Origin of the sequence: Streptomyces carminius (assembly GCF_002794255.1) — a bacterium.
GTDB lineage: Bacteria > Actinomycetota > Actinomycetes > Streptomycetales > Streptomycetaceae > Streptomyces > Streptomyces carminius.
Map to the genome: position 1 here is coordinate 64412 of NZ_PGGW01000040.1, position 24494 is coordinate 88905.

Annotated in this window: 25 protein-coding genes and 1 tRNA gene; 10 read left to right on the forward strand and 16 right to left on the reverse strand. The window is 75.2% G+C overall.

Going from position 1 to position 24494, the window contains the following annotated elements:
• Nucleotides 1-88 precede the first annotated feature (88 nt).
• Together CUT44_RS12130 and CUT44_RS12135 are read left to right on the forward strand one after the other, a co-directional pair.
• Nucleotides 89-2956 carry an MXAN_6230/SCO0854 family RING domain-containing protein gene (locus CUT44_RS12130; RefSeq protein ID WP_233221365.1) on the forward strand — a complete coding sequence of 956 codons (2868 nt, stop codon included), beginning with the start codon at nucleotides 89-91 and terminating at the stop codon, nucleotides 2954-2956.
• Nucleotides 2957-3084: 128 nt separating this feature from the next.
• Nucleotides 3085-4326 (forward strand): serine/threonine-protein kinase, encoded by a 1242-nt coding sequence (locus CUT44_RS12135; protein WP_100201970.1) that lies wholly within the window; start codon nucleotides 3085-3087, stop codon nucleotides 4324-4326.
• Nucleotides 4327-4335: 9 nt separating this feature from the next.
• Here CUT44_RS12135 and CUT44_RS12140 read toward each other — a convergent pair whose 3' ends face one another.
• The 4 genes from CUT44_RS12140 to CUT44_RS12155 all read right to left on the reverse strand — a co-directional run bounded on the left by CUT44_RS12140 (nucleotide 4336) and on the right by CUT44_RS12155 (nucleotide 5956).
• On the reverse strand, nucleotides 4336-4650 hold the full coding sequence (locus tag CUT44_RS12140; protein WP_100201971.1) for a hypothetical protein: 315 nt from the start codon (nucleotides 4648-4650) through the stop codon (nucleotides 4336-4338).
• Nucleotides 4647-5165 carry a cupin domain-containing protein gene (locus tag CUT44_RS12145; RefSeq protein ID WP_100202101.1) on the reverse strand — a complete coding sequence of 173 codons (519 nt, stop codon included), beginning with the start codon at nucleotides 5163-5165 and terminating at the stop codon, nucleotides 4647-4649. The genes CUT44_RS12140 and CUT44_RS12145 overlap by 4 nt, the downstream gene beginning before the upstream one ends.
• A 142-nt stretch (nucleotides 5166-5307) precedes the next feature.
• Complete coding sequence (locus CUT44_RS12150) at nucleotides 5308-5649, reverse strand: hypothetical protein (RefSeq protein WP_100201972.1); 342 nt, start codon at nucleotides 5647-5649, stop codon at nucleotides 5308-5310.
• 43 nt (nucleotides 5650-5692) lie between these two features.
• Nucleotides 5693-5956: a DUF6332 family protein gene (locus CUT44_RS12155; RefSeq protein WP_100201973.1), complete on the reverse strand. Its 264-nt coding sequence runs from the start codon at nucleotides 5954-5956 to the stop codon at nucleotides 5693-5695.
• 181 nt (nucleotides 5957-6137) lie between these two features.
• Between CUT44_RS12155 and CUT44_RS12160 the strand changes: the two genes are divergently transcribed.
• Together CUT44_RS12160 and CUT44_RS12170 are read left to right on the forward strand one after the other, a co-directional pair.
• Nucleotides 6138-6551: a GNAT family N-acetyltransferase gene (locus CUT44_RS12160; protein WP_100202102.1), complete on the forward strand. Its 414-nt coding sequence runs from the start codon at nucleotides 6138-6140 to the stop codon at nucleotides 6549-6551.
• Nucleotides 6552-6684: 133 nt separating this feature from the next.
• Nucleotides 6685-7482 (forward strand): PIG-L deacetylase family protein, encoded by a 798-nt coding sequence (locus CUT44_RS12170; RefSeq protein ID WP_100201974.1) that lies wholly within the window; start codon nucleotides 6685-6687, stop codon nucleotides 7480-7482.
• A gap of 84 nt (nucleotides 7483-7566) precedes the next feature.
• Here CUT44_RS12170 and CUT44_RS12175 read toward each other — a convergent pair whose 3' ends face one another.
• Nucleotides 7567-8424 (reverse strand): EamA family transporter, encoded by an 858-nt coding sequence (locus tag CUT44_RS12175; RefSeq protein ID WP_100201975.1) that lies wholly within the window; start codon nucleotides 8422-8424, stop codon nucleotides 7567-7569.
• Nucleotides 8425-8486: 62 nt separating this feature from the next.
• Here CUT44_RS12175 and CUT44_RS32730 point away from each other — a divergent pair, with 62 nt between their 5' ends.
• Both CUT44_RS32730 and CUT44_RS12180 read left to right on the forward strand, forming a co-directional pair.
• A complete protein-coding gene (locus tag CUT44_RS32730) occupies nucleotides 8487-8675 on the forward strand; it encodes a magnesium transporter (RefSeq protein WP_146252209.1) in 189 nt (62 codons plus the stop codon).
• 207 nt (nucleotides 8676-8882) lie between these two features.
• Nucleotides 8883-9308, forward strand: coding sequence for a DUF4180 domain-containing protein (locus CUT44_RS12180; protein ID WP_100201976.1), 426 nt, complete (start codon nucleotides 8883-8885; stop codon nucleotides 9306-9308).
• An 85-nt stretch (nucleotides 9309-9393) separates the two neighbouring features.
• Here CUT44_RS12180 and CUT44_RS12185 read toward each other — a convergent pair whose 3' ends face one another.
• Nucleotides 9394-9864, reverse strand: a complete 471-nt coding sequence (locus CUT44_RS12185) for a hypothetical protein (protein ID WP_233221366.1) — start codon at nucleotides 9862-9864, stop codon at nucleotides 9394-9396.
• A 120-nt stretch (nucleotides 9865-9984) separates the two neighbouring features.
• Nucleotides 9985-10057, reverse strand: a tRNA-Thr gene (locus CUT44_RS12190).
• Between the two features lie 241 nt (nucleotides 10058-10298).
• Here CUT44_RS12190 and CUT44_RS12195 point away from each other — a divergent pair.
• The 3 genes from CUT44_RS12195 to CUT44_RS12205 all read left to right on the forward strand — a co-directional run bounded on the left by CUT44_RS12195 (nucleotide 10299) and on the right by CUT44_RS12205 (nucleotide 12988).
• Nucleotides 10299-11393 (forward strand): ABC transporter ATP-binding protein, encoded by a 1095-nt coding sequence (locus tag CUT44_RS12195; protein WP_100201978.1) that lies wholly within the window; start codon nucleotides 10299-10301, stop codon nucleotides 11391-11393.
• Between the two features lie 256 nt (nucleotides 11394-11649).
• Nucleotides 11650-12063, forward strand: coding sequence for a hypothetical protein (locus CUT44_RS12200; RefSeq protein WP_100201979.1), 414 nt, complete (start codon nucleotides 11650-11652; stop codon nucleotides 12061-12063).
• A 169-nt stretch (nucleotides 12064-12232) separates the two neighbouring features.
• Nucleotides 12233-12988, forward strand: a complete 756-nt coding sequence (locus CUT44_RS12205; protein ID WP_100201980.1) for a nucleotidyltransferase family protein — start codon at nucleotides 12233-12235, stop codon at nucleotides 12986-12988.
• Nucleotides 12989-13189: 201 nt separating this feature from the next.
• Here the strand turns inward: CUT44_RS12205 and CUT44_RS12210 are convergent, their stop codons facing one another.
• The 7 genes from CUT44_RS12210 to CUT44_RS12240 all read right to left on the reverse strand — a co-directional run bounded on the left by CUT44_RS12210 (nucleotide 13190) and on the right by CUT44_RS12240 (nucleotide 20888).
• Entirely contained in the window at nucleotides 13190-15088 is a 1899-nt protein-coding gene (locus CUT44_RS12210; protein ID WP_100201981.1) for a DoxX family protein, read from the reverse strand.
• Between the two features lie 142 nt (nucleotides 15089-15230).
• A complete protein-coding gene (rlmB, locus tag CUT44_RS12215; protein WP_100201982.1) occupies nucleotides 15231-16184 on the reverse strand; it encodes a 23S rRNA (guanosine(2251)-2'-O)-methyltransferase RlmB in 954 nt (317 codons plus the stop codon).
• An 89-nt stretch (nucleotides 16185-16273) separates the two neighbouring features.
• Nucleotides 16274-17689 carry a cysteine--tRNA ligase gene (cysS, locus tag CUT44_RS12220; RefSeq protein WP_100201983.1) on the reverse strand — a complete coding sequence of 472 codons (1416 nt, stop codon included), beginning with the start codon at nucleotides 17687-17689 and terminating at the stop codon, nucleotides 16274-16276.
• 93 nt (nucleotides 17690-17782) lie between these two features.
• Nucleotides 17783-18196 carry a PPOX class F420-dependent oxidoreductase gene (locus CUT44_RS12225; RefSeq protein ID WP_100201984.1) on the reverse strand — a complete coding sequence of 138 codons (414 nt, stop codon included), beginning with the start codon at nucleotides 18194-18196 and terminating at the stop codon, nucleotides 17783-17785.
• Between the two features lie 368 nt (nucleotides 18197-18564).
• Nucleotides 18565-19080, reverse strand: a complete 516-nt coding sequence (gene ispF, locus CUT44_RS12230; RefSeq protein WP_100201985.1) for a 2-C-methyl-D-erythritol 2,4-cyclodiphosphate synthase — start codon at nucleotides 19078-19080, stop codon at nucleotides 18565-18567.
• Nucleotides 19070-19843, reverse strand: coding sequence for a 2-C-methyl-D-erythritol 4-phosphate cytidylyltransferase (gene ispD / locus CUT44_RS12235; protein ID WP_100201986.1), 774 nt, complete (start codon nucleotides 19841-19843; stop codon nucleotides 19070-19072). The genes ispF and ispD overlap by 11 nt, the downstream gene beginning before the upstream one ends.
• Nucleotides 19844-20405: 562 nt before the next feature.
• On the reverse strand, nucleotides 20406-20888 hold the full coding sequence (locus tag CUT44_RS12240) for a CarD family transcriptional regulator (RefSeq protein ID WP_093658831.1): 483 nt from the start codon (nucleotides 20886-20888) through the stop codon (nucleotides 20406-20408).
• A gap of 532 nt (nucleotides 20889-21420) precedes the next feature.
• On the opposite strand from CUT44_RS12240, the gene CUT44_RS12250 reads away from it, so the two are divergent.
• Nucleotides 21421-22083 carry a copper chaperone PCu(A)C gene (locus tag CUT44_RS12250; protein ID WP_100201987.1) on the forward strand — a complete coding sequence of 221 codons (663 nt, stop codon included), beginning with the start codon at nucleotides 21421-21423 and terminating at the stop codon, nucleotides 22081-22083.
• A gap of 150 nt (nucleotides 22084-22233) precedes the next feature.
• Here the strand turns inward: CUT44_RS12250 and CUT44_RS12255 are convergent, their stop codons facing one another.
• Both CUT44_RS12255 and CUT44_RS12260 read right to left on the reverse strand, forming a co-directional pair.
• Nucleotides 22234-22914 (reverse strand): response regulator transcription factor, encoded by a 681-nt coding sequence (locus CUT44_RS12255; RefSeq protein WP_100201988.1) that lies wholly within the window; start codon nucleotides 22912-22914, stop codon nucleotides 22234-22236.
• Nucleotides 22911-24443, reverse strand: coding sequence for a sensor histidine kinase (locus tag CUT44_RS12260; protein ID WP_233221367.1), 1533 nt, complete (start codon nucleotides 24441-24443; stop codon nucleotides 22911-22913). The genes CUT44_RS12255 and CUT44_RS12260 overlap by 4 nt, the downstream gene beginning before the upstream one ends.
• Between the last annotated feature and the right edge of the window lie 51 nt (nucleotides 24444-24494).

Consider the following 24494-nt stretch of genomic DNA (forward strand, 5'->3'; position numbering starts at 1 on the left):
TTCCCCAGCGCGCCCACTTCCCGCCCCCGCGCGTTCTGTGCACCGGGCGGTGTCCGCCGCCCGGCATCGCTTCCCTGGGGGTGTGGACATGGCGACCGCGCGTGCCGCCGACCGTACCGGCGTCACCACGGCCACGGCCGCGGACGACCTCGAAGGCGTGCTGCTGCGGCGCCTGTCCGCCGTGTACGTCGCGGCACCGGCGGACGGCGGAACGAGCGCCGGGCCGGACGCGGAGCGCGACGCCGAGCGCAACGCCGCCGGGCTGACGGCTCTGGAGGCCGACCTCGCCGGACGCGGCCACGTCCTGACGGCCCCGCTGCGCCGCGCGCTCGCCGCCCTGCCCCCGGCCGGCCTCGCCGGACAGGGCATCCGCCTGCTCGGCCGGATCGACGCGCTGCTGGGCGCCGACCGCCGCCACGAACCGCTGTTCCGCGGCTTCCCCGACGCCGTGCCGGACCACGCGCACAGCCTCTACAGCGAGCGCATCCTGGCCTTCCTCCTCAGCCAGCCGCACCAGCCGTGCCTGGCGTGCGGCCGCACCGGCGACATCGGCGCGCTCGCGCCGTGCGCCCACCTGGTGTGCTCGACCTGCCTGGCCGGGACCGGCCGGGACGAGCCGGACGCCCCGGACGCCTGGCGCCGCTTCCGCTGCCCGGTGTGCGGCGCCCACCCGGACGACCCCGGGCGGCCGGACCGGGAGCCGGAGCCGGAGCCGGCCGAACGCTCCCGCCCCGCCGCCGGGAACGGCCGGACGGCGGTGGTGCGGGAGAGCGGGCCCCCGGCGCCGCTGCGCCCGCTGCGGCTCGGCGCGGGCGCCGGTCCGCGGGACGGCGCGGCGGCGGTGCTGGCCGACCTGCTGGCCCGCCGCACCCCGCTGTCGCCGCGGGACCGCGCGGACCTGGCCGCCGTACTGCCGCACGCCGACCCCGGCCTGGACTGGCTGCCGGCGGAGATCCCGGTGCGCGAGACCAGGGCGGCGGTGCTGGCCGCCCTGCTGCGCCGGGAGGCCACCGCGCCGGCCGCACGGACGCTGCTGCCCGCCCACCTGGACACGGCCACCGACGTACTGCGCCTGCTGTGGGCGTACTCCGGCGGCGAGCCCGACCTGCTGGACCCGCCCCGGCTGCGGTCGCTGCCGCGCGCCCTGCGCCGGGAGCTGCTCGGGGTGCTCGACGCCCTGCCGCCCGAGTCGGTGGCCGAGGACATGCTCCGCCGCCGGCAGGCGTGGCAGCGGGCGGGCGAGGTGCTGCACCCCTTCGAGTACCGGGCCCGTTTCCCGCGCGCCGCCGTGGCGTTCGCCGTCGTGCGCGGCACGGACCTGTCCGGCGAGCGGAACGAGTGGCTGCTGGACGCCGCCGCCGGGCTCGGCGAGCGGGTGCGGCTGGTCTCCGGCCGCCCCGGCGGGGCCGTCCGCCCGGCGATACGGACCTTCGCCTCCGAGACCGAGCGGCTGCTCGGCGCCGGGGACACCGCGGGCGCCACCACGCTGCTGCTGCGCCGCCCCGGCGAACTGGTGCGGCGGCTGCACCGGCTGCTGCGCGTCCACAGCCTGTGGACCGGGGCCGACGACGTCCCGCCCGGTCTGCTCGACGCCCTGCCGGCCGCCCTGCGCCGGGTCGGTCCCGGGCCGCTGCTGGGGGCGTGGGGGCGGCTGCGCGTCCCGCACGAGGCGGGCGAGCGCCGGGTGTTCTTCCCGCGCGGCACGATCGCCCTGGCCCACGGCACCGACGACCACGCGCCGCCGGTGCCGCCCGCCGCGGCCGCCGCGGTGTGCGCGGCGCTGGAGGCCGAACTGCTGCGCCGCGCGGCCGAGTCGGGGGGCGAGACGGAGGACGGCCCGGATGGTACGGCCGTCCTGGACGCCGCGCTGGCCGACCTGGTGGTGCCGTTCGCCGAACGGGCGGCGGCCCGGGCGCTGGTCGCCGTGCCACGCGGCAGCCGCCGGCCGCTGCCCGGCGGCGACGGTCCGCTGCGGCTGTTCCTGCACTGGACGGAGCCCCGGGGACAGCGCGTCGACCTGGACCTGTCGGTGGCGCTGTACGACGCCGAGTGGCGCTTCACCGGCCTGTGCGACTACACCCGTCTGGCCTTCGCCGGCCGCGCCGCCGTCCACTCCGGCGACTACACCTCCGCCCCGCCGCCGCGCGGCGCGACGGAGTTCGTCGACCTGGACCCGGCGCTGCTGGCCCGGGCCGGGGCCCGGTACGCCGTGATGGTCGTCCTCAGCTACAACGACGTGCCGTTCGACGAGCTGTCCGACGCCTTCGCGGGCGTCATACGGCCGGACGGAACGGGAGCGGACGGAACGGGAGCAGACGGAGCACGGGCGAGCGGGGCACGGTCGGGCGGCCGGTCCCGGCAGTACGACCCGCGGCGGGTGCGGCAGCGCTTCGACCTGGCCGGACACGCCCGCGTGTGCCTGCCCATGGTCCTGGACCTGGCGGAACGCACCGCGCTGTGGACGGACACCAACCTGTCGGTCGCCGGCGGCCTGCACAACGTGTACCGCCACCGCGGCCGGCTGGGCCGGCTCGCCGCCGACCTGACCGTCCACTTCACGCCCGGCACCCGCGCCACCGTGTGGGACCTCGCGGCCCGGCTGGCGGCCGCCGGTTCCGCACAGGTGTGGGTCCGCGCGTGCGACGGGCGCTCCGCGGCCCGCTACCGGCGCGGCGGCCGGGAGTCCGCCGAGCGCTTCGCCGCCCGGGTGCTGGAGGGGTGGGGCCACGACGAGCTGCGCACGGGGACGGCGAAGGAGATCAGCGGGGCGCTCGCCGGGGAACTCGGCGCGGACGGCCGCTTCGCCGCGCTCGTCGACGGCGACCTGCCGGCCCGGTGGGAACGCGGCGAGCTGTACCGGCTCTTCCCCGGCCCGCTGGACGCCGGGCTCGGTCCGGACGTCCGGCTGCTCGCGGCCGCCGACCTGACCGCCCGCTTCGCCCCGGCCGCGGACTGACGGCCCGGCAGGCGGCCGGCTGACGGACCGGCAGATCACATGACGGTTGCGCCGCCGACCCCGGTCTCCGTACGGGAGACACCACGGGACCATACTGGCCCGCGGGTTGGTGAGTCCTGGGGGCGGGGTTGGATCGGATCGGCACGTACGCCGTCGAACGCAAGCTCGGTGAGGGCGGCATGGGCACGGTGTACCTGGCACGCTCGCGCGGCGGGAGGGCCGTGGCCGTCAAGGTGGCCAAACCGGAGCTCGCCTCGGACCCGGCGTTCCGGGAGCGCTTCCACGCGGAGATAGAGGCCGCCCGGAAGGTGGGCGGCTTCCACACCGCGCCCGTCGTCGACGCCGACCCGGACGCCGAGCCCCCCTGGCTCGCCACCGCCTACGTGCCCGGCCCGACCCTCTCCCAGCTCCTCGCCGCCGAGGGCCCGATGGACGAGGCCGCCCTGCGCCGCCTCGGCGCCTCGCTCGCCGAGGCGCTCCAGGCCATACACGCCTGCGGACTCGTCCACCGGGACCTCAAGCCCGGCAACATCGTCATGGCCGAGGACGGCCCGCGGGTCCTGGACTTCGGCATCGCGCGGGCGGTCGGGAGCACCCGGCCCAACGCCGCGGGCGCCGCGTACGGCACCCCGGGGTTCCTGGCTCCCGAACAGGCCCGGGGGCACGCGGTGACCAGTGCGGCGGACGTGTTCGCGCTGGGCGCGGTCCTCGTGTCGGCGGCCGGCGGCAGCGCGTTCGGCGAGGGCAGTCCGTCGGCACTGCTGTACCGGTCGGCGCACCACGGCGCGGACGTCTCCGCCGTCCCCGAGGGGCTGCGGCCGGTGGTGGCCGCCTGTCTGGCGAAGGACCCGGAGGACCGGCCGGGCACCGGCCTGCTGCTCGACTGGTTCACGGAGGAGCCGGACGCGGCGGAGCTGCCCGCCGCCCTTACTCTCTCCGCCGTCCCGGCCGTTGCCGCCGTCCCGGCGCCCCTTTCCGCCGTCTCCGCCGCGCCCACCGTTCCCACCGCCCTCGCCGTCCCGCCGCAGCCCGCCGGCCGGCCCGGTGCGTACCCGTCCGTGACCGACCTCCCCACCCAGGCCACACCTCCGCCGCCGCAGGCCGAGTTCCTCGCCACGGACCGCCGGAGCGACATCGTCGCGGACGCCGACGGGGTCTCCTTCAGCGTGAAGGGCCTGGGCGTCGACTTCTCCTGGCACGAGATCCGCACCGCCCGGTACGTCCGGGACGACCGCGGCGGGCTGACGGTGACGGTCACGCTGGACGACGCCAACACCTACTCCTGCCGGGTCACCACGCCACACGGCGCCGAACTGGACACCTGGACGGCGCGGCTCGACACCGTGCTCGCCCTCTTCCACCGGCCCTGAGTGAGGCCGTCACCCGCCGGCTTCCCGGCAGGCGGTCAGCCGCAGGCGCCCCGGCTCCCCGGTGCGCTCCACGGTGACCGGCTCGGTCGAGCCGTCCGCGGAGCGGAGCGTGAGGACCGGGTCGCCGGCTTCGACGAGGATTCCGAGGACCTCGTCGTCCGCCGGGTCGTCCGCCGGGCCACGCGCGGGCGGCAGGGCCGCGTACCGGACGCCGTCGGCGGTGACCGTGACGCCGACGGGGACACGGGCCAGGCAGGTCAGGGGATTCGCCCACCACTCCAGGTGGGCCGGACCACCCGGGCAGGTGCCGGGGGAGCCGGTCACACCGCGCCCTCCAGCGCGGTACGCCACACCGGGCTGTCGACGTAGTGGTTGTCGAAGCGCTCCGCGGACTCGGCGATCTCCTTCGGGTCCGCCTCGCCGCGCAGCACCCGGCCCAGCAGCCGCAGGTAGTCGAACCGTCCCAGGCCGGGGGTGAAGACGAACAGCACGTCCGCCCCGGCGCCGGGCGCCGCGGCGAAGGCGTGCGGCGTGTGCGGCGGCACCGCCAGGAAGTCGCCCTCGCCCAGGACGGTGACCTCCTCCCCCACCAGCACCCGCAGGGCTCCGCCGAGTACGAAGAACAACTCCGTCGCCCTGGTGTGGAAGTGGGCCGGTGCCCCCACGGTGCCCTCGGCGAAGGCTGACCGGTAACTCGTGAAGCCGCCGGTGCCGTCCGACTCGCCCAGCAGGGTCATCACACTGCTCGGGTCCGCGCAGGTCTCGGCGTCCGCACCGCGGGTCAGCAGCGCCTGGCGGGGGGCCGTGGGATGGGGACCGGTGGTTGTCTTCTCCGTCATGTCCACGACCCTATGGTCCGGAGTGGTCCCTGGCCCGGGCCACTCGGGCACCGAAATCGTGGGTCAATTCCGCGTCGGCCCCGCCCGCTCTCCGGGCGGGGTCCCCCGGGCCCGTTTCGCCGAGCTCGCGGGCTCGGCGGGCTCACCAGAACGTGCGGTGGGCGGTCTCCGGCGGCTCCCCGTCCGCCCGGAACCTCCGCCAGACGCCGACGGCCGCCGTCACCATCACCCGCCACTCCGGCCTGTCCTCCCACCGGGCCTGCTCGCGTTCGGCCTCCTCCTCGGACAGCCCGACGTGGACCTCCATGCCGTCCCCGGGGACGGCCCCCGTCCCGTCGCACTCCCGGAAGACCCGCTCCGCCGGGACGAACAGCATCCAGCCGCGCCGCCCGTCGTCGGGCACCAGCCAGGAGTACACGTATCCCCCGCCCGCGCCCCCGGCCGCCCGGCCGGTGAGCCACACCCCGACCGACGCCACACCCACGCCCGCCCTCCTTTCCCCGCCTCCCGCGCCCCGGCCCGTTGGCTCAGCCCCGCGGGCCGCCGCCGGGGCCGGACCGCCGTCGCGGGTCGAACCCCCACAGGACGCCGGCCAGCCGCCACAGCAGCACCGCCGCGGCGAGGACGAGGGCGACGACGGTGACGGTCTTCCGGGCGGAGCCGTCCAGGTCGAACAGGAGGACCGGGCTCGCCGCGAGGAGCCCCGCCGCCCCCGCGAGGAGAGCCCCGGTCAGGAGCGCGTAGGCGATCTCCACCGTGACGGCGTCCCGCTCGGCCCGACTGCGCGTCATCGGTGTCCTCCCCCTCGTCCCCGGCTCGTCCCCGGCTCGTCCCCGACCGTCCTTCCCGGTACACGGACGCCACAACCGGCCCGTCCCGTTCCCCGCCCCGGCGAACGGCAGGGACCCCGCCATGCCGGTGTCCGGCGCACCCGGCAGCCCGGCCGGAGCCCTCCCCTGCCACGATGGCGCCATGACGATCGCGTACGAGTGGCGGGGCGAGATCGACAACGGCGCCCTCGACGCCCTGCACGCCGAGGGCTTCGGCCCCCGCCCCGCACAGACCGACTGGCGCACGCGGCTGCACCGGCACAGTCTGGGCTGGGTCTGCGCACGGGAGCCCGGGGAGGACGGGGAGGACGGCCGCCTCGCCGGTTTCGTCAACGTCGCCTGGGACGGCGGGGCGCACGCCTTCCTGGTGGACACCGTCGTGGCCCGGCGGCACCGGGGGCGCGGGATCGGCGCCGCGCTCGTCGCGGTCGCGGAGGAGCGGGCCCGCGCCGCCGGGTGCGAGTGGCTGCACGTCGACTTCGAGGACGGCCTGGCCCCCTTCTACTTCGGCGCCTGCGGTTTCCGGCCGACGCGGGCGGGGCTGGTCGCGCTGTGACGGGACCGGACCGGACCGGCCCCGGGCGGAGCCGACGTGGTGGCGTACGCCCGCCGGGCGCGGGTTCCGGTCCGGGCGCTGTGGCCGGAAGGAGCGTGCCGGGGCGGAGAGGCGTGGCCCAGGATGTGGGCCCATGACGACAATCCTGGCCTTTCACGCCCATCCCGACGACGAGGTGCTGCTGACCGGCGGCACCCTCGCCCGCGCCGCCGCCGAAGGACACCGGGTGGTGGTCGTGACCGCCACCGACGGCCATGTGAGAGCGGTCCCCGCGGACCGTGAGGCCCCCCGATTAGCCGAGTTGCGGGCGAGCGCGGCCGTGCTCGGGGTGGCCCGCACCGTCCACCTCGGCTACGCCGACAGCGGCCACGGCCCGGTGCTCCACCCCGACCCGCCCGGCCGTACCCGCTTCGTGCGGGCCGATGTCGAGGAGGCCGCCGGACGCCTGGCCGCCGTCCTCCGCGAGGAGGCCGCGGACGTCCTGCTGAGCTACGACGCCAACGGCGGCTACGGGCACCGCGACCACGTCCGGGTGCACCGGATCGGCAGACGCGCCGCCGAACTCGCCGGTACCCCCCGCCTGCTGGAGGCCACCGTGCCGCGCGAGACCGTCGCCCGGCTGATGCGGCTCGCCCGGCTGGTCCGGCTGCCGCTCCGCTTCGACCCGGCGGCCCTGCACACCGTCTACAGCCCGCAGGCGGCCGTCACCCACACCGTCGACATACGGCGCTTCGCCAGGCACAAGCAGGCGGCACTCGCCGCCCACCGCTCCCAGCTCATGGGGCCCGGCCGGCTCTCTCCCCTCATGCGGGCGCTGGTCCGCCTCCCCGCGCCCCTGTTCGGGCTGCTGCTCGGCCGGGAGTGGTACACCGAGGTGTCGCCGGCGCCCGCGTCCCCGGCCGCCGACGGCGCTTTCCGGACAGCGCGGTAAGCGCGGGGACATCCGGAATCCATCGGTGGTTCACCCGGGCACCCGCAGAGGAACGCCCGCCGACGGGCTGTCCGGCGTCAGCAGTCAGCCCAGCGTCAGCAGGAGGGTGGCGGCCGTAGCGCCCAGCAGGCCGGTGGCCTGCGCCCGGGTGAGCCGCTCGTGCAGCACCGCGAGCCCGAGGATCGTGGGGATCGCCGGATACAGCGAGGCCAGTACGACGGCGACGGCCAGCATCTGCTGGCGGGTCGCCCACAGGTAGAGGCTCAGCCCCAGCGCCGCGCCCGCCCCGATCAGCACCGCCTCGCCCAGCAGCCGGGGCTGCTGCCGGAACCGGGCGGCGTGCCGCCAGGTGCCCGGCAGCAGCACCAGTACGGCGGCCACCCGTCCGGCGAACACGGCCCACAGCCCGCTCGCCGGATCGGCCTGGGCCAGCCCGATGTACTGCACGGCCACGCCCGCACTGGCGATCAGGCCGTCCGTCGAGGCCCGGCCCGCTCCTCCCGCCGCGTTCCGCGCCGCCCCGGCGCGGCGGCCGGTGCCGCCGGAGACGAGCCACAGCGCGGGCACCGCGAGGACGATCCCCGACCAGGCCGGCACCGTGGGCCGGTCGCCCAGGAAGCACACCCCGCACAGCACGGACAGCGCCACCCCGGTGACGGCGCTCACCGGCACCACCACACTCATCGCGCCCCGGCTCAGCCCGCGGTTGAGGAAGTGCATCGCGCCACCGCTGCCGACCCCGGAGAGCGCTCCCCACAGCAGGTCCGCGGTACCGACCCGCTCGGCGGGGACCAGAAGGGCCAGGGGAAGGGCGAGGAACAGGCCGCCGACCTGCCCGAGGAAGGTGACGACGGCGAAGTGGATCCGGCGGGAGAGCAGTCCGCCGGCGAAGTCGACGACGCCGTAGCAGACCGCCGAGGCCAGTGCGAGAAGGGCACCCATGTCCGTTCCAGGTGCCCGGCCGGGACCATCCGACGCGTGCCGGCCGGGTTCCCCCTCCCGCCGTGCCCCCTTCCTCACCCCTGGTGGTCATCCGCTCCTGGGCGGCCACCGCGGGGGCCGCCGTGCCGCCGCCCGCCAAGCGGCTGCGGACTGACCCGGCCGAGGTGTCCGCCCCCGTGGTCACCACCCTGGCCGACGCCTCCGGCCTGATCATCTGCTTCCTCACGGCCCGCGCCGTCCTGGGTGTGTGAGCCGCGCCCGCGGGCCCGCCCGCGTACGCGGCCGCATGCGCCCCGCACCCGTCACGCCGTTCCCGGAAATCCCTTTTCCCTCCCTGGAGCCCTCCGCCTACTCTCCCGGTGAGGAACACAGCCCGGAGCGGGTCGCTCCTGAGGTCGTCCTGCCGACCGGGACGGGCCGCGGACCCGGTCTCCGAGCCTGGTCGCGGAGGAGAAGTCATGACCGACGGCACGGACACCACCGGCGGCACCGCCGGAACCGACAGGGCCGAGCACATCGGTGGCACGACCGTCCTGTTCTGCGCGGCCGAGGGGCCCCTGATACGCGGCACCCAGGACGCCCTCGACGTCATCGGCGCGGCGTCGGGCGCCGGAGCCGCCTGGGCGGCCGTCCCGGCCGGCCGGCTGCACGAGGACTTCTTCCGGCTGCGGACCGGGGTGGCGGGCGAGGTGACGCAGAAGTTCGCGCAGTACGGCGTCGGCCTGGCCGTCGTCGGCGACATCGGCGCGCACACGGCCACCGGCACCGCCCTGCGCGACCTGGTCCGGGAGGGCAACCGGGGCAGCGCGCTGTGGTTCGTGGCCGATCCGGACGAGCTGCGCGCCCGCCTGTCCCCCGCGACCGGCGACCGGGCCCGACCCTGACCCCGCCGCCCCGCGGCCGGACGTCCCCGGGGGGTGAGGGCCGGCGAGGACGGGACGGGGCGGGCCGCCGGGCCGTCCGCGGGGCTCAGGCCGGCGGCCTCCGCCTCACCAGCTCACGGACAGCGGTGCGGGCGTCCTCCTTGAGACTCTCCAGCGGGATGCCCCAGTTCTCGTCCCAGTCCGCAAGCTGAATGGCGGCCTGGACGACCGGCTGCAGTTCGTCGGGGTAACCGAGGTCCATCGCCACCTCGGCCCAGATCAGATCAGCGCCCCTGGCCGGGTCCAGGGAACCCTCCACGACCTGATCGGCCAGCCAGTAGGCCAGCGCCCACTTGGCGACGGTCGGGTCCTCAGGCGCTTCGAAGCCGATACCCAGCTCATCCGCCACCCGGTCGAACAGCTCCCGGGCCTCGTGCTCCTCCCGGCGTCCGAGGCCGGCCAGGAGAGGAATCGAAGGCGAGTCGACGTCGGCCAGGAGCGCGTCCAGGGCCGCTTGGATGAGACGGTCGGAGCCGACGTGCCGACCGAGCGCATGCGCCTGCGCGAGCGTCCTCAACTGTTTGAGCGCCTCGTCCCTGGTCACCCTGACGCTTCCCGTCCCCTGCTGATGTCACTTGTGGATGTCAGAAGCCCCGGACCGATCATGGTCCGGGGCTTCTCCCCTGCTGGGGCTGTGAGCCGCCTGTCGGGTTCGAACCGACGACCTTCGCTTTACAAGAGCGGCGCTCTACCAGCTGAGCTAAGGCGGCGTGCGCTGTCGCGCACAGGCAGTCTACCCGCATCCCGGCGCCGGTCCGCGGGGGTTTCCGGGACGGTCTCGGGGGCGGGCGGGGTGCGGGAAAAGTGACGGGGATGTGTCCTGGAGATGCTGACAACGGGCCTCCCGGCGGGTTAACGTCAGCGCACGTTCGAACAGGTTCACACCTGTGGAACACGACCTTTACTCGGATCGTCCGGCACGTTCCTGCCGGTGAGGGAGACACCAGACACATGGCTACGGTCACTTTCGACAAGGCGACCCGGATCTACCCGGGTTCCGAGAAGCCCGCCGTCGACCAGCTCGACATCCAGATCGAGGACGGCGAGTTCCTCGTCCTCGTCGGCCCCTCCGGCTGCGGCAAGTCCACCTCGCTGCGCATGCTCGCGGGCCTGGAGGACGTGAACGGCGGTTCCATCCGCATCGGTGACCGTGACGTCACCCACCTGCCGCCGAAGGACCGGGACATCGCGATGGTGTTCCAGAACTACGCGCTGTACCCGCACATGACCGTCGCCCAGAACATGGGCTTCGCCCTCAAGATCGCGGGCGTGCCCAAGGACCAGATCCGCGCGAAGGTCGAGGACGCCGCCAAGATCCTGGACCTGGTGCCCTACCTGGACCGCAAGCCCAAGGCGCTCTCCGGCGGTCAGCGGCAGCGTGTGGCGATGGGCCGCGCGATCGTCCGTGAGCCGCAGGTGTTCCTCATGGACGAGCCGCTGTCGAACCTGGACGCCAAGCTCCGTGTCCAGACCCGTACGCAGATCGCCGGTCTGCAGCGCCGGCTGGGCATCACCACGGTCTACGTCACCCACGACCAGACCGAGGCCATGACCATGGGCGACCGGGTGGTCGTGCTCAAGGACGGCCTGCTGCAGCAGATCGACGCACCGCGCCGTATGTACGACCGGCCGGCCAACCTCTTCGTCGCGGGCTTCATCGGCTCCCCGGCGATGAACCTGGTCGAGGTGCCGATCACCGACGGCGGTGTGAAGTTCGGCGACAGTGTGGTGCCGATCGAGCGCGACGCGCTGGCCGGGGCCGTCAGCAAGGGCGACAAGACCGTCACCGTGGGCATCCGTCCCGAGCACCTGGACATCAGCAGCGACCCGAGCGCCGGTCTGGCCGTCACCGTCAACGTCGTCGAGGAGCTCGGCGCCGACGGTTACGTCTACGGCACCGCCCAGGTCGACGGCCAGGAGAAGGACCTGATCGTCCGCGTCGGCGCCCGCGAGATCCCGGAGAAGGGCGCGACGATCCACGTCGTGCCGCACGCCGACGAGATCCACGTGTTCTCCTCCTCCACCGGTGAGCGGCTGGGCGACTGAGCCCGGTGCCCGCCCCGGCGGGCACGGCACAGCGGCATCCGGCAGGGGCCCGTACATCCGCATCGCGCGGGGGTACGGGCCCCTCCGCTGTCCGCGCCACCCCCGGCACAGGTGTTCCATCACTCGGCGGGGTGACGAAATGTCGCCGGATCGCCACTCCTCGCTACCATCGCAACGGCCCCGGAATCGGGCGCTCCGCCAGCCGGGCTCCCCGGGCGGGGGTCCGTGTCCGTCCTTCGCGAGGAAGACTCCAGCAGTGAATCAGGTAGCGCGCCGTATCGGCAGAACTCTCGCCCTCGTCCTCCCGGTCGTCCTGGTCCTGTCCGGGACGCTCGCCGTCACCGCCGTCCCCTGGGCGTCCTCCGCCGGGACCGGGGTGCTCACCGCCTCCGCCGAGCGTGCCGCGCCCGGCGGGCCGCCCAGGGCCCGGCACGAGGTGCTCCGGGAGAGGCTCGTCGAGGAGCTCCGGCGCGAGGACCCGGGCGCCGCGCTGACCAGCCTCCAGGCGGAGGTGGACCGGGACCCGTCGCTGGCGGGGCACTGCGCCTCCCTCGCCCGGGCCCTGGGCCGGGCCGCGGTGGAGAAGTACGGCTCCGCGCGGCGCGCCCACGAGTTCTCCCGGCCGGTGTGCGACACCTCCTTCGCCGCGGGCATCGCCGTGAGCCGCTGACCGGCGGCACCGCCGGTTCCCGGCGTCCTCCCTCTCGTCGTTCCTCCCGTCGTTCCTCCCGTTCTTCTCTTCGTTCCCCGTCACTTGTGCGGGGGTGCCCGGCCGGGCACCCCCGCACAAGTGACGGGTACCGGACGGGTGCGGGAGCGGCTGCGCATATCGTCACGGCATGACTCTCGACGCCCAGCTCGCTCACATCCACCCGACCCAGGCCGTGGTCCTGGCCGGCGGCCAGGGATCACGGCTGCGCCCGTACACCGACGACCGTCCCAAGCCGATGGTCGAGATCCCGGGTACGGGGACGCCGATCATCGGCCACCAGCTCGCCTGGCTGGCCGCCGAGGGCGTCACCGACGCGGTGGTCTCCTGCGGGCATCTCGCCGAGGTGCTCGAGGAGTGGCTGGCGGAGGCCGAACTGCCGCTGCGGGTGCGGACCGTCGTGGAGGCCGAGCCGCTGGGCCGCGGCGGCGGGCTGAAGTACGCCGCCGCCTCGCTCCCCCGCCCCGACGAGCCGTGGTACGCCACCAACGGCGACATCTGGACGCGTTTCTCGCTGCGCGAGATGGCCGAGTTCCACGCCGAGCGCGACGCCACCGCCACCCTCGCGCTGGCCCGGCCGCGCATTCCCTGGGGGGCCGTGGAGACCGACGAGTTCGGGCACGTCCTGGACTTCATCGAGGCGCCGCCCTCGCCCTACCTGATCAACGCGGGCGTCTACGTCTTCTCCGCGGCCTTCACCGCGCTGCTGCCGGACCGCGGCGACCACGAGCGGACCACCTTCCCCCGGCTGGCGCGCGAACGCGCGCTGGCGGGCTTCCAGATTCCGCACGGCGCGTACTGGCGGGCCATCGACACCGCCAAGGACCTCAGCGAGGCGGCCCGGGAGCTCGCGGACCGGGACCGCGCCCAGGCGGCGCGGCGGTAGGGGTCCGCAGGGTCCGCAGGGTCCGCAGGGTCCGCAGGGTCCGCAGGGTCCGCAGGGTCCGCAGGGTCCGCAGAGGGGCGGCCGCCCGGCGGTGGCCCCGGCGCCTGTCCTCGCCGGGGCCACCGGAAGCCCCCGGGGACTCCTGGGCCGCCGGGGGCGTACGGGTCGTGCCGCGGTGCCGCCGGGCCGCCGCCACGGACGTCAGCCCAGCAGGCCGCCCAGCGCGCCCGGTTCGGCCTCCGGTTCGGGGCCGTCGTCCTGCTGCTGCTCCCCGCCTCCGCCGCCCCCGGTGCCGCCGCCCGTGACGGCCTCGGCGCTGCCGCCCGTGGCGCCCCCGTCCATCCGGGGCTGCGGTTCGGACACGGCCGGCGGCGGCTCGGGCCACTGCCGTGACGCCTCCCCGGACTGCTCCCGGCCGGGTGTACCGGTCCGCCGCCCGGCGTCCCCGGCGCCGGTGCCGGCGTCCTCCGTACGGCCCGGCTCCGCGCTCCTCGACTCCGGGCCGGACGGGCTCGGCGGCGCCGACCCCGCCGGGCCGCCGCCCGGCAGCCGGGACTCCCGCCCCGGGCCGGACGGGCCCGGGTACTCGCCGGAGTCCCGGGGCAGCGGCGAGCCCGGCTGGTTGTTGGTCAGCGGGCCGCCGGGCTCGGGCACGGTGACGACCCGCGCGGAGCGCACCGCGCTGCCCAGCACCGAGCCGACCAGCAGCGTCAGGCCGAGCACGACCGTCGCGACGGCCGCGCCGCGGCGCAGCACGCGCCGCCGCATTTCCCCCGGCTCCACCCGCGGGCCGAGCTTCCGCCAGGCCTCGCCCGCCAGCCGCGAGTCCAGCGAGTAGTACGGCGCACCCACGATGACCAGCGGACTCCAGGCGGCGAGCCGGAGGATGTCGGCGGCCTCGTACACCGGGGTCGCGCGCCAGCCCGCCACCGCGATCGCGGCGACCGACAGCAGCACCCCGAGGCCGGCCGCCACCCGCTGCCACAGGCCCATGAGGGTCAGTACGCCGACGATGATCTGGAGGAAGGCGGCGACCAGCCCGGCGCCGACGGGGTGGGCGAGCACCAGCCCGTGCAGCGGCTCGGCCACCGCCCACGGCCGCATGGCGCGCAGCCAGTCGGCCAGCGAGCCGGGTCCGCCGGCGGCGAGGTGGCGGGGGTCGCACAGCCTGCCGACGCCGTCCTGGACGCAGACCAGGCCGAGGAGGATCCGCAGCGGCAGCAGGACGGCGCCGAGGTTCGTACGGCGGCCGGGCTGGTAGCCGTGCCGGGCGGCGCCGCGGCGGTGCGCGTCCGCGCCGTCCTCCGGTTCCGTGCCGTCCGCGCCGTTCCCCTGTTCCGTGCCGTCCCCGGCGGCCGGATGGTCCGGGCCGTGCAGGCCGTGCGTCTCGTACGGGTCGTCCCGGTAGAGGCGGTAGGGCGGCTCGTCCTCCGGGACGTCGTACGCGCCCTCGGCCGGCCGCAGACCGTCGAGCAGCGGGCGCCCGGGCGGCCGGGGCCGGGCCCCTTGGGGCGGCACGACGGCGGGAGCGGCGGGGACCACGGGAAGAGCCTGGGTGACGTCGGCGGCGGCGGACGGCCCGTCCTGCGCGGCGGGGCCCGGCTGCGCCGGCACCCGCGGCAGCGTCCGGGTGGCGGCGGGGCCCGGCCCCCGCCCGCCGTCGGCCCTGCCGCCGGCCCTGCCGCCGGTCCCGCCGTCCGCGCGGCGGAGCGCCTGGAGGAGCCGGGCGGTCCGTACGTCGCCGGGCTCGGTCCGGCCGCTCCACACCACGGGGGCGCGCCGCCGGGCCGGACGTCCGGCCGCCGCACGCCTGACCCGGGTGGCGCCACGCACCCCGGCCAGTCCGGTCAGCTCACCGGCGCCGGTCGTCACCAGCCGGCCGTACGGCGGCGGCGAGGCGAACTCCACCCGGAAACTGGCGTGGTTGACGGTGACCTGGGCGGGGTCGCTCGGCACCCTGACCATGGTCAGCACCGGCTCGTCCTCGACGAAACCGCGCTGCTTCCCTCCGGGGGCCCGCCCGGGAGGCTTCCCGGGCGCCCTCTTGGAGGAGCTGCCCGAGGGACCCGGTTCGCGGTGTGTTCTGGTGTCCACGCTCATCTAACCGAGTGACGCGCGCGGAGGACACTGCCTCGGCGGCCCCGATCTGTCGGGGGCCAGTCAAGGCCGGTGCGGCGCCCGGGCACTCACCGGGCGCCGCACCGTACTGCGCGCCGAACTGCGAGCCGGGCCGCGCGCCGGTCTACGGGCGGCGCCGGCGGGCGGCCTCGTAGAGCGCGACGCCCGCGGCGACACCGGCGTTGAGGGACTCCGCGCCGCCCGGCATCGGGATGCGCACCCGCAGGTCGCAGGTCTCGCCGACCAGCCGCGACAGCCCCTTGCCCTCGCTGCCGACCACGAGCACCAGCGGTCCGTCCAGCGCGGCCGCGTCCTGCAGCTCGACCTCGCCCTCGGCCGCCAGGCCGACCACGATCAGCCCCGCCTTCCGGTACGCCTCCAGGGCGCGGGTGAGGTTCGTGGCCCGGGCGACCGGGGTGCGGGCGGCGGTGCCGGCGGAGGTCTTCCAGGCCCCCGCGGTCATCCCGGCCGCGCGGCGCTCGGGGACGACCACCCCGTGCCCCCCGAAGGCGGCGACGGAGCGGACCACCGCGCCCAGGTTGCGCGGGTCGGTGACGCCGTCGAGGGCGACGATCAGCGGGTCCTCGCCCTCGTCGTACGCCGCGGCCGCCAGGTCCTCGGGGTGGGCGTACTCGTAGGGCGGGATCTGCAGGACCATGCCCTGGTGGTTGAGCCCGTTGGTCATGCGGTCCAGCTCGGGGCGCGGGGCCTCCATCAGATGGATGCCGCCGCGGTCGGAGACGAGCTGGAGCGCCTCGCGGACGCGCTCGTCGTTGTCGATGAACTGCTGCACGTACAGCGTGTTCGCCGGTACGCCCTCGCGCAGCGCCTCGACCACCGGGTTGCGGCCGACGACCAGCTCCGAGGTGCCCTTCCCGCCGCGCCGGGCGGTGGGGCGGCGGGCGGCCTGCCGGGCCCGGGCGTTGGCGACGCGGTTCTTGGCGTGGCCCTTGCGCATCTCGGCGGGCGGGGTGGGGCCCCTGCCCTCCAGGCCGCGGCGCCGCTTGCCGCCGCTGCCGACCTGCGCGCCCTTCTTGTTGGACGTGCGCCGGTTAGGGCGCTGGCTGTTCCCGGCCATCGGGATCACTCATCTCTGCTTGCTGTTCTTGCTGTCGGTGGGTTCGGGGTGCGCGGAACACTGCGTGGGACGGCTCGGCGCGGGACGGCTCAGCGGGCGGTGTCCCGCGGACCCAGTTCCCAGCGCGGCCCGGCCGGGGTGTCCTCGATGACCAGGCCCGCCCGCTGGAGCTGGTCGCGGATGGCGTCGGCGGTGGCGTAGTCCTTGCGGACCCGGGCCGCCTGGCGCTGCTCCAGGACCAGGCCGACCAGGGAGTCCACGACCTCGTTCAGCTCCTCGCCGCGGCCTTCGCCGGTGCCGCCGGCCCACCGCTCGTCGAGCGGGTCGAGGCCGAGCACGCCCAGCATCGCCCGTACGGCGGCCAGCGCGGCTGCCACCGCGTCCTTGTCGTCCTCGGCGAGGGCGGCGTTGCCCTGCCGGACGGTGGTGTGGACGACGGCGAGCGCCTGCGGGACACCGAAGTCGTCGTCCATCGCCGCCGCGAACTCCCCGGGCACCTCGGCCGCGGGCTCCACGGACCCGGCCCGCTCGGCGGCGCGCTGGACGAAGCCCTCGATCCGGCCGTACGCGGCCTCGGCCTCGCGCAGGGCGTCCTCGCTGTACTCGATCATCGACCGGTAGTGCGGGGTGCCCAGGTAGTAGCGGAGCACCACGGGCCGCCACCGCCGGACCATCTCGGAGACGAGCACCGAGTTGCCCAGCGACTTGCTCATCTTCTCGCCGCTCATGGTCACCCAGGCGTTGTGCAGCCAGTGGCGGGCGAACTCGTCGCCGTACGCCTTCGACTGGGCGATCTCGTTCTCGTGGTGCGGGAAGACCAGGTCGACGCCGCCGCCGTGGATGTCGAAGGCGCTGCCCAGGTACTTGTGGGCCATCGCCGAGCACTCCAGGTGCCAGCCGGGGCGGCCGGACCCCCAGGGCGTCTCCCAGCTCGGCTCGCCGGGCTTGACGGCCTTCCACAGGGCGAAGTCGCGCGGGTCGCGCTTGCCGGTCTCGCCCTCGCCCGACGGCTGGCGCAGGTCGTCCAGGTCCTGGTTGGACAGGGAGAGGTAGCCGGGGAAGGAGCGCACGTCGAAGTAGACGTTGCCGTCGGCGGCGTAGGCGTGTCCGCGGTCGATGAGCGTGCGCATCATCTCGACCATCTCGGGGACGTGGCCGGTGGCGCGCGGCTCGTAGGTGGGCGGCAGGCAGCCGAGGGCGGTGTAGGCGTCGCCGAAGGCCCGCTCGTTGGCGTAGCCGATCGCCCACCAGGGGCGGCCCTGCTCGGCGGACTTGGTGATGATCTTGTCGTCGATGTCCGTGACGTTGCGGACGAACGTCACCTCGTAGCCGCGGTACTCGAACCAGCGGCGCATGATGTCGAAGTTCAGCCCCGACCGGATGTGCCCGATGTGCGGGGGCGCCTGCACGGTCGCACCGCACAGGTAGATCGAGACGCAGCCCGGCGTGAGCGGGGTGAAGTCACGGATCTGCCGGGCGCTGGTGTCGTACAGGCGAAGAGTCACGCGTCAAAGGGTAGTCGGAAAAGCGGGCCGTCCGGTGCCGGACGGCCCGCGCTTTCCGGCCGCGCGCCCGCTCCCCGGCGGGGCGGCGAGCGCTCAGACGAGGCCGCCCATGCCGGTGACCCGCTCGGGGGTGACGCGGACGACGACGCGCTCGGCGTCCTGCCCCGCGGCCGGGTTGAAGTCGGCGTACCGCTTGCCGGTGTACTTCACCGACAGCTCGTCGATGAGCTCCTGCCCGCCCTCGGTGGTCAGGGTGGCGGCGCCGCGGATCTCGGCGTACTCGTACGGCGCGTCCGGGTCCTGGACGACGACCGAGACGCGCGGGTCGCGCTCGATGTTCCTGGCCTTGCGCCGGTCCACGGTGGTGCAGATCAGCACGGCGTCGCCGTCCCGCTTGGCCCACACCGGCGAGACCTGCGGGCGGCCGTCGGGCTGGACGGTGGCGACGCTGACGAAGACGGGCTTGTCGAGGAGCTGCTTGAGGTTGTCCGACAGTACGGCTGCCACGGGAACGTCCCTTTCCCTCCGGGGGCGGCTGAGGATTCCGGACCGGGCTCCGGGCCGGACTCCGGTCCCTGCTGGTCCCCCACGACTGCCTCGGGGACACCGGCTCCCACCCTCCCCGCCCCGCCCCCGGCGGCGGGGCCGCCACGCCCGCCGGATACGCCGCCCGGCCCAGCGGCTCCCGGCCCCGGGGTGATCCGGCGGCACCGGGACCGCGCTGCCCCGCCCCGGGGCCGGGAGCCGGCCTCCGGAGCCGGGGCCGACGCGGCACGGGGTACCTCCCGGCCGAGGGCCAGGGGCGGAAGCCGGGGATGGAAACCGGGAATGGGGGCCGGGGCGGCGAGCGGGGCGGGACCCCGGCTCGCGCGGCGCTACCCGCGGCGGACGACCAGCGCCGTCGCCACGGCCGCCAGGCCCTCGCCGCGGCCGGTCAGGCCCAGCCCGTCGGTGGTCGTCCCGGAGACGGACACGGGCGCGCCGACCGCCGCCGAGAGCGCCGCCCGCGCCTCCTCGCGCCGCTTGCCGATCTTGGGCCGTACGCCGATGACCTGGATCGCCACATTGCCGATCCCGTATCCCGCGTCCCGTACGATCCGGGCCGCCTCGGCGAGCAGGGTCACGCCCGAGGCGCCGGACCACTCGGGGCGGTCGGTGCCGAAGTGGGCGCCGAGATCGCCCAGGCCGGCGGCGGAGAACAGCGCGTCGCAGGCGGCGTGCGCGGCGACGTCACCGTCGGAGTGCCCGGCCAGGCCGTACTCCTCGCCCTCCCAGCGCAGGCCCGCGCACCACAGCTCGCGGCCCTCGGCGAAGGCGTGCACGTCCGTGCCGATCCCGACCAGGGGCAGGGACGGCGCGGACGGCGGGGGCGGCGGGGGCTCAGTAGCCATCGGTGGCCCTCCGGCGGGCGAGTACGGCCTCGGCGAGCACGAGGTCCAGCGGACGGGTCACCTTGAACGCCTCCTCGTGGCCGGGCACCAGCACCACGGGCACACCCAGCCGCTCGACCAGCCCGGCGTCGTCGGTGGCGCCCTCGCCCTCCCCCGGAGCCCCCGCGGCGCGCTCGTGCGCCTTGAGGAGCACCGCGCGGTCGAAGCCCTGCGGGGTCTGCACGGCCCGCAGCAGGGCGCGTTCGGGCGTGTCCGTCACCGGCTCGGGCTCCCCGGGCGGCACCCCGGGCGCGATCCGCTTGACGGTGTCCGCGACGGGCAGCGCCGGTACGACGGCGGGCGCCCCGGCGCGTACGGCGGCGGCCACCGCCTCCACGGTCTCCACGGGGACCAGCGGCCGGGCCGCGTCGTGGACGAGGACCACGTCGATGTCGCCGGTCAGTGCGGCCAGTCCCAGGGCGACGGACTCCTGCCGGGTGGCACCGCCGGGGACGACCGTCACGTCGGTGGAGCCCGCGGAGCCGGGCAGCGGGTGCTCGTCCAGCAGGGTGCGGACGGCGGCGGCGGCGTCCGACGGGGCGACGACGACCACCTGGGAGACGGTCCGGGCACGGGCCACCGCCCGGACGGCGTGGACGAGCATCGGGGTGCCGCCGAGGAGCCGCAGCGCCTTGGGGGCGCCGTGGCCGAGCCGTACGCCGCGGCCGGCGGCGGGGATGACCACGGCGGTGCGGCCGGTGGCGGACATCGGATTGTCTGGCATCGCTTGCACGTTCAGGTTTGTGTCCTCGGCGCGGTTGGGTATGGCATTCAGCGTGCCGGGCGCGACGTCCCGATCGGCCCCTTCCGTGACGACCGTTCGTGCGGCCGCCCGGGCCCGGCACCTGGGCACCGAAGCAGGCCGTGGCGGCCTGGAAGTGGCCACGAGCCCTCGGCGCGGGGGCTTCGAGGTGACTTCGCGGTCCGGGCCGACACCGGCTTCGGGCCGACCGGTCCGGGCCGACGGAGCCCTTCGGCTACGGATCCCCTCATCCGGAGATGCCGCAGCGCCCGGTGACGGACCGCCGGTCCTTACCGGACCGCACGTCCTCACCCGGGCACCGCGGCATTTTCACGGTGTTCACGGTTCACATTCGTTCGGCGTTCCACCGGGCCGGGTGGTCCACCGGCGTACCGCCGCGGGGGCAGCCGTACGTCCGCGGTATCCGTCCGGTCCCGCGCGCCGGATCACGGCCCGGGTTACCGGAAGACCTCCGGGGGACCGGCTCCTCCTGGGGACTTCGGGCTTCGGAAGGCCGGGCCGGCCGGGTCGGGAGACCGCCGGGTCAGGAGGCCAGGACCTCGTCGAGCAGCGTCTCCGCCTTGTCCTCGTTGGTGTTCTCCGCGAGAGCCAGTTCGCTCACCAGGATCTGGCGGGCCTTGGCGAGCATCCGCTTCTCACCAGCGGAGAGCCCGCGCTCGCGCTCACGTCGCCACAGGTCGCGCACGACTTCGGCCACCTTGATCACATCGCCGGACGCGAGCTTCTCCAGGTTCGCCTTGTAGCGCCGGGACCAGTTGGTCGGCTCCTCGGCGTAAGGCGCCCGGAGCACCTCGAAGACCCGGTCGAGGCCGTCCTGGCCAACCACGTCACGCACACCGACGAGCTCCGCGTTTTCCGCCGGTACGCGCACCTCCAGGTCGCCCTGCGCGACCTTCAGAACCAAGTAGGTCTTGTCCACGCCTTTGATCTGACGAGTTTCGATGGCCTCGATCAGCGCGGCCCCGTGATGGGGATAGACCACGGTGTCGCCAACCTTGAACGTCATGTGACAGGTACCCCTTCCGTGGCTATCCAGAGTAACACGAGAACGCTCTCTTCTGAATGGCGTTTTCGCAGGTCAGGGCGCATCTCGGGGCTTGACAACAGCAACCGGGTCGTGCTGCGAGGGGGTTCCGGAAGCGCGAATTCGCAGGTGGGAGGGGATCTGCGCGAGGGAGGAATCGGGTACGTCGCCACCCGCCGGAAGGCCGGTCGAAACGCCCGTACGCCCGTTTTGTCGGATTGCCTCGGCGGCCGAACGGACCCCGCCCAATTGATCAGCCCGTCCGGGGCGCGCGCCCGGGGCCCAATTTCCGCCGAACCTCCGCGGAGCCTTCCGCCGGGTCTTCCACGGCCCTTCCCGGCCGGCTTCCGGGGAATGCGCGTAATCGCCCGCACCGGTCCGCCGCGATATTCCGCGGGGCCCCGCCACCCGTGCCCGCCCCGGCCGGGGGCGGCCCGGCTGCGGGAACGCTTGAGGGGATCGGTACGCTGAGGCTCGCCCACAGAACCATTCACCGCTAGGAGTAGCCGCCGCCGTGAGCAGCAGCCTTCGTCGCGGCGCCCTCGCCGCCACCGCCCTCGCGCTCTCGATCGCGACCCTGACCGCCTGCGGAGCCGGGCCGGACGCCCAGAGCCTGACCATCAGGCCCGACAACGCCTCGGCCGCCGTCGAGGACCTCGAGCTCCAGAACGTGAACATCGTCACCTCACAGGACGGCGAGTCCGGCCGCGCGGCCGTCACCGCCCGCATCTTCAACGGCGGCACCGAGGACGAGACGCTGGAGTCCGTCACCATCGGCGGCTCCGACACGGCCGTGGAGCTGACCCCGGCCGAGGGCGGGGAGCTGACCGTCCCGGCCGGCGGCTCCCTGGCGCTCGGCGGCGAGGACAACGCCACCGCGATCGTCGAGGACGTCGAGCAGGCCGGCATCCGGCAGGGCGACGCCCAGTCGCTCGTCTTCGAGTTCGAGTCGACCGGCCGGGTGGAGCTGCGCGCCACCGTGGTCCCGGCGACCGGCCCCTGGGAGGGCTACGGGCCCGGCGCCGCTCCGGAGGAGTCCCAGGAGCCGGGCGGGTCCACCACCGAGCCCGGCCAGGAGGAGGACGACCCCGACGGCCAGGACGAGGGCGCGAACGACAGCGGGGACGACGGCACCCAGGGCGAGATCGGCAACTCCCAGGAGGAGCAGAACGACTGACGGCCGGTGACCGGCGGCCGCCGTACGACCGCGGCCGCCGGTCACCCGGGCCAGTGGAATGCCGGTGGGGCCGCCCCGTTCGGGGCGGCCCCACCGGCATTCCACTCACTCACCGGACAGCGGCCCGCGGCCCTGTCACGGCCGGTACCGTCACGGCTCGAACTTGTAGCCCAGCCCCCGCACGGTCACCAGGTAGCGCGGCGCGCCCGGGTCCGGCTCGATCTTGGCGCGCAGCCGCTTGACGTGCACGTCCAGCGTCTTGGTGTCGCCGACGTAGTCCGCGCCCCAGACCCGGTCTATGAGCTGCATCCGGGTGAGCACCCGCCCGGCGTTGCGCAGCAGCATCTCCAGCAGGTCGAACTCCTTCAGCGGCAGGTCGATCTTGGTGCCGCCGACCGTCACCACATGCCGGTCCACGTCCATCCGGACCGGGCCGGCCTCCAGTGCCGCCGGGGCGGCCTCCTCCGGCTCACCGCGCCGCCGCAGCACGGCCCGGATGCGGGCCACCAGTTCCCGCGAGGAGAACGGCTTGGTGACGTAGTCGTCGGCTCCTATCTCCAGACCGACGACCTTGTCGATCTCGCTGTCCTTGGCGGTCACCATGATGACCGGGACGTTCGAACGGCCGCGGAGCTGCCGGCAGACCTCGGTACCGGGCAGCCCCGGCAGCATCAGGTCCAGCAGCACCAGATCGGCGCCGTTGCGCTCGAACTCCTCCAGGCCGTCCGGGCCCGTGGCCGCGACGGCCACCTCGAAACCTTCCTTGCGCAGCATGTACGACAGGGCGTCACTGAACGATTCCTCGTCCTCGACGACGAGCACTCGGGTCACGGGAGGACCTCCGGGGCGGGTGCGGAATGGTGATTGTCGGACTCATGGGGGGTTCGAGTGTCGTCTCGGGGGCGGCCGCGGACCGTGGCGGACGCACGGGCGGTGCCGTACGGCCGCGCGGTGCCCGGACCGCCGGGTTCGTCCGCTCCGCCGGGTTCGCCGGAGGGGTTGTCCGGACCGCCCGGGTACGGGAGGCCCGTACGGCCGGGGCCGCCGGGGTGCTCGGCGTCCACGGCGTCCGCGGCGTCCGCGGCGTCCAGGGGTTCGCCGAGGCCGTCGAGGCCGTCGAGGTCGTCGAGGTCGTCCACGTCGGACGGCTCGCGCAGCGCGCCGCCCACCCGCTCCCGCTCGCGCCGCCGGGCCTCGGCGCGCTCCCGCGCGCTGCCGGCCTCCGGCAGCCGCAGGGTGAAGGTGGAGCCCTGTCCCTCCGCGCTCCACACGGTGACCTCCCCGCCGTGCGAGGCGGCCACGTGCTTGACGATGGCCAGCCCCAGGCCGGTGCCGCCGGTGGCCCGGGAGCGGGCCGGGTCCACACGGTAGAACCGCTCGAAGATCCGGTCCTTGTCCCTGTCGGAGATACCGATGCCCTGGTCGGTCACCGCGATCTCGATCATGTCCCCGCCGGACGCGGCCACCCGGCGGCCGGAGATGCCCACCCGGGTGCGGGAGGGCGAGTAGTTGACGGCGTTCTCGACGAGGTTGCCGAGCGCCGCCGCGAGCTGGCCGCGGTTGCCCCACACATGCAGGCCGGCGGTGCCGCCGGTGGCCATGGTGATCTGCTTGGCGCCCGCCGGCTGGCGGCAGCGGTCGATGGCCTCGGCCACCAGCTCGTCCACCCGTACCGGCTCGGAGTCCTCCATCGGGTTGTCGTTCTGCACCCGGGAGAGGTCGATCAGCTCCTGGACGAGGTTGGTGAGCCGGGTCGCCTCGTTCTGCATGCGCCCGGCGAAGCGCTGCACCGCCTCGGGGTCGTCGGCGGCGTCCATGACCGCCTCCGACAGCAGCGACAGCGCGCCGACCGGGGTCTTCAGCTCGTGGCTGACATTCGCCACGAAGTCGCGGCGCACCGCCTCGATGCGCCGGGCCTCGGTCATGTCCTCCACCAGCAGCAGCACCAGCCGGGAGCCCAGTGGCGCGACCCGGGCGGAGACGGCCAGCGCCTCGCCGCGGCCGGTGCCGCGCCGCGGCACGTCCAGGTCGGTCTGGCGGATCTCGCCGTCGCGGCGGGTGGCACGGGCCATCTGGAGCATCGGGTCCACCGCCAGCTTCCCGCCGCGCACCAGCCCGAGGGCGTACGCCGCCGAGCTCGCCTTGACCACCGCGTCGGACTCGTCGAGCACCACGGCGGAGGAGCGCAGCACCGACAGCACGGTGTCCACGCCGGGCGGCAGGACGGCCTCGGTGTGCAGGGAGGTGCGCGTGGGGCGGGTCTGCTCCCGCTCGCTCCAGCGGAACGCGAGTACGGCGACCACGCCGGTGCACACCCCGACGACCGCTGCCACTGCGGCGACCGCCGCGTCCACGTCCATGTGTCCAGATTAAGCGGGCCGCAGAAGCCCTCCACAGCTGTTCGGGCCCTT

Excerpts from the sequence above, each read along its gene's own strand:
- CUT44_RS12130 (WP_233221365.1), top strand. The coding sequence starts at position 89 with ATGGCGACCGCGCGTGCCGCCGACCGTACCGGCGTCACCACGGCCACG.
- CUT44_RS12145 (WP_100202101.1), bottom strand. The coding sequence starts at position 5,165 with ATGACGGAGAAGACAACCACCGGTCCCCATCCCACGGCCCCCCGCCAG.
- CUT44_RS12155 (WP_100201973.1), bottom strand. The coding sequence starts at position 5,956 with ATGACGCGCAGTCGGGCCGAGCGGGACGCCGTCACGGTGGAGATCGCC.
- CUT44_RS12160 (WP_100202102.1), top strand. The coding sequence starts at position 6,138 with ATGACGATCGCGTACGAGTGGCGGGGCGAGATCGACAACGGCGCCCTC.
- CUT44_RS12170 (WP_100201974.1), top strand. The coding sequence starts at position 6,685 with ATGACGACAATCCTGGCCTTTCACGCCCATCCCGACGACGAGGTGCTG.
- CUT44_RS12175 (WP_100201975.1), bottom strand. The coding sequence starts at position 8,424 with ATGGGTGCCCTTCTCGCACTGGCCTCGGCGGTCTGCTACGGCGTCGTC.
- CUT44_RS12180 (WP_100201976.1), top strand. The coding sequence starts at position 8,883 with ATGACCGACGGCACGGACACCACCGGCGGCACCGCCGGAACCGACAGG.
- CUT44_RS12195 (WP_100201978.1), top strand. The coding sequence starts at position 10,299 with ATGGCTACGGTCACTTTCGACAAGGCGACCCGGATCTACCCGGGTTCC.
- CUT44_RS12205 (WP_100201980.1), top strand. The coding sequence starts at position 12,233 with ATGACTCTCGACGCCCAGCTCGCTCACATCCACCCGACCCAGGCCGTG.
- CUT44_RS12210 (WP_100201981.1), bottom strand. The coding sequence starts at position 15,088 with ATGAGCGTGGACACCAGAACACACCGCGAACCGGGTCCCTCGGGCAGC.
- rlmB (WP_100201982.1), bottom strand. The coding sequence starts at position 16,184 with ATGGCCGGGAACAGCCAGCGCCCTAACCGGCGCACGTCCAACAAGAAG.
- ispF (WP_100201985.1), bottom strand. The coding sequence starts at position 19,080 with ATGGCTACTGAGCCCCCGCCGCCCCCGCCGTCCGCGCCGTCCCTGCCC.
- ispD (WP_100201986.1), bottom strand. The coding sequence starts at position 19,843 with ATGCCAGACAATCCGATGTCCGCCACCGGCCGCACCGCCGTGGTCATC.
- CUT44_RS12240 (WP_093658831.1), bottom strand. The coding sequence starts at position 20,888 with ATGACGTTCAAGGTTGGCGACACCGTGGTCTATCCCCATCACGGGGCC.
- CUT44_RS12260 (WP_233221367.1), bottom strand. The coding sequence starts at position 24,443 with ATGGACGTGGACGCGGCGGTCGCCGCAGTGGCAGCGGTCGTCGGGGTG.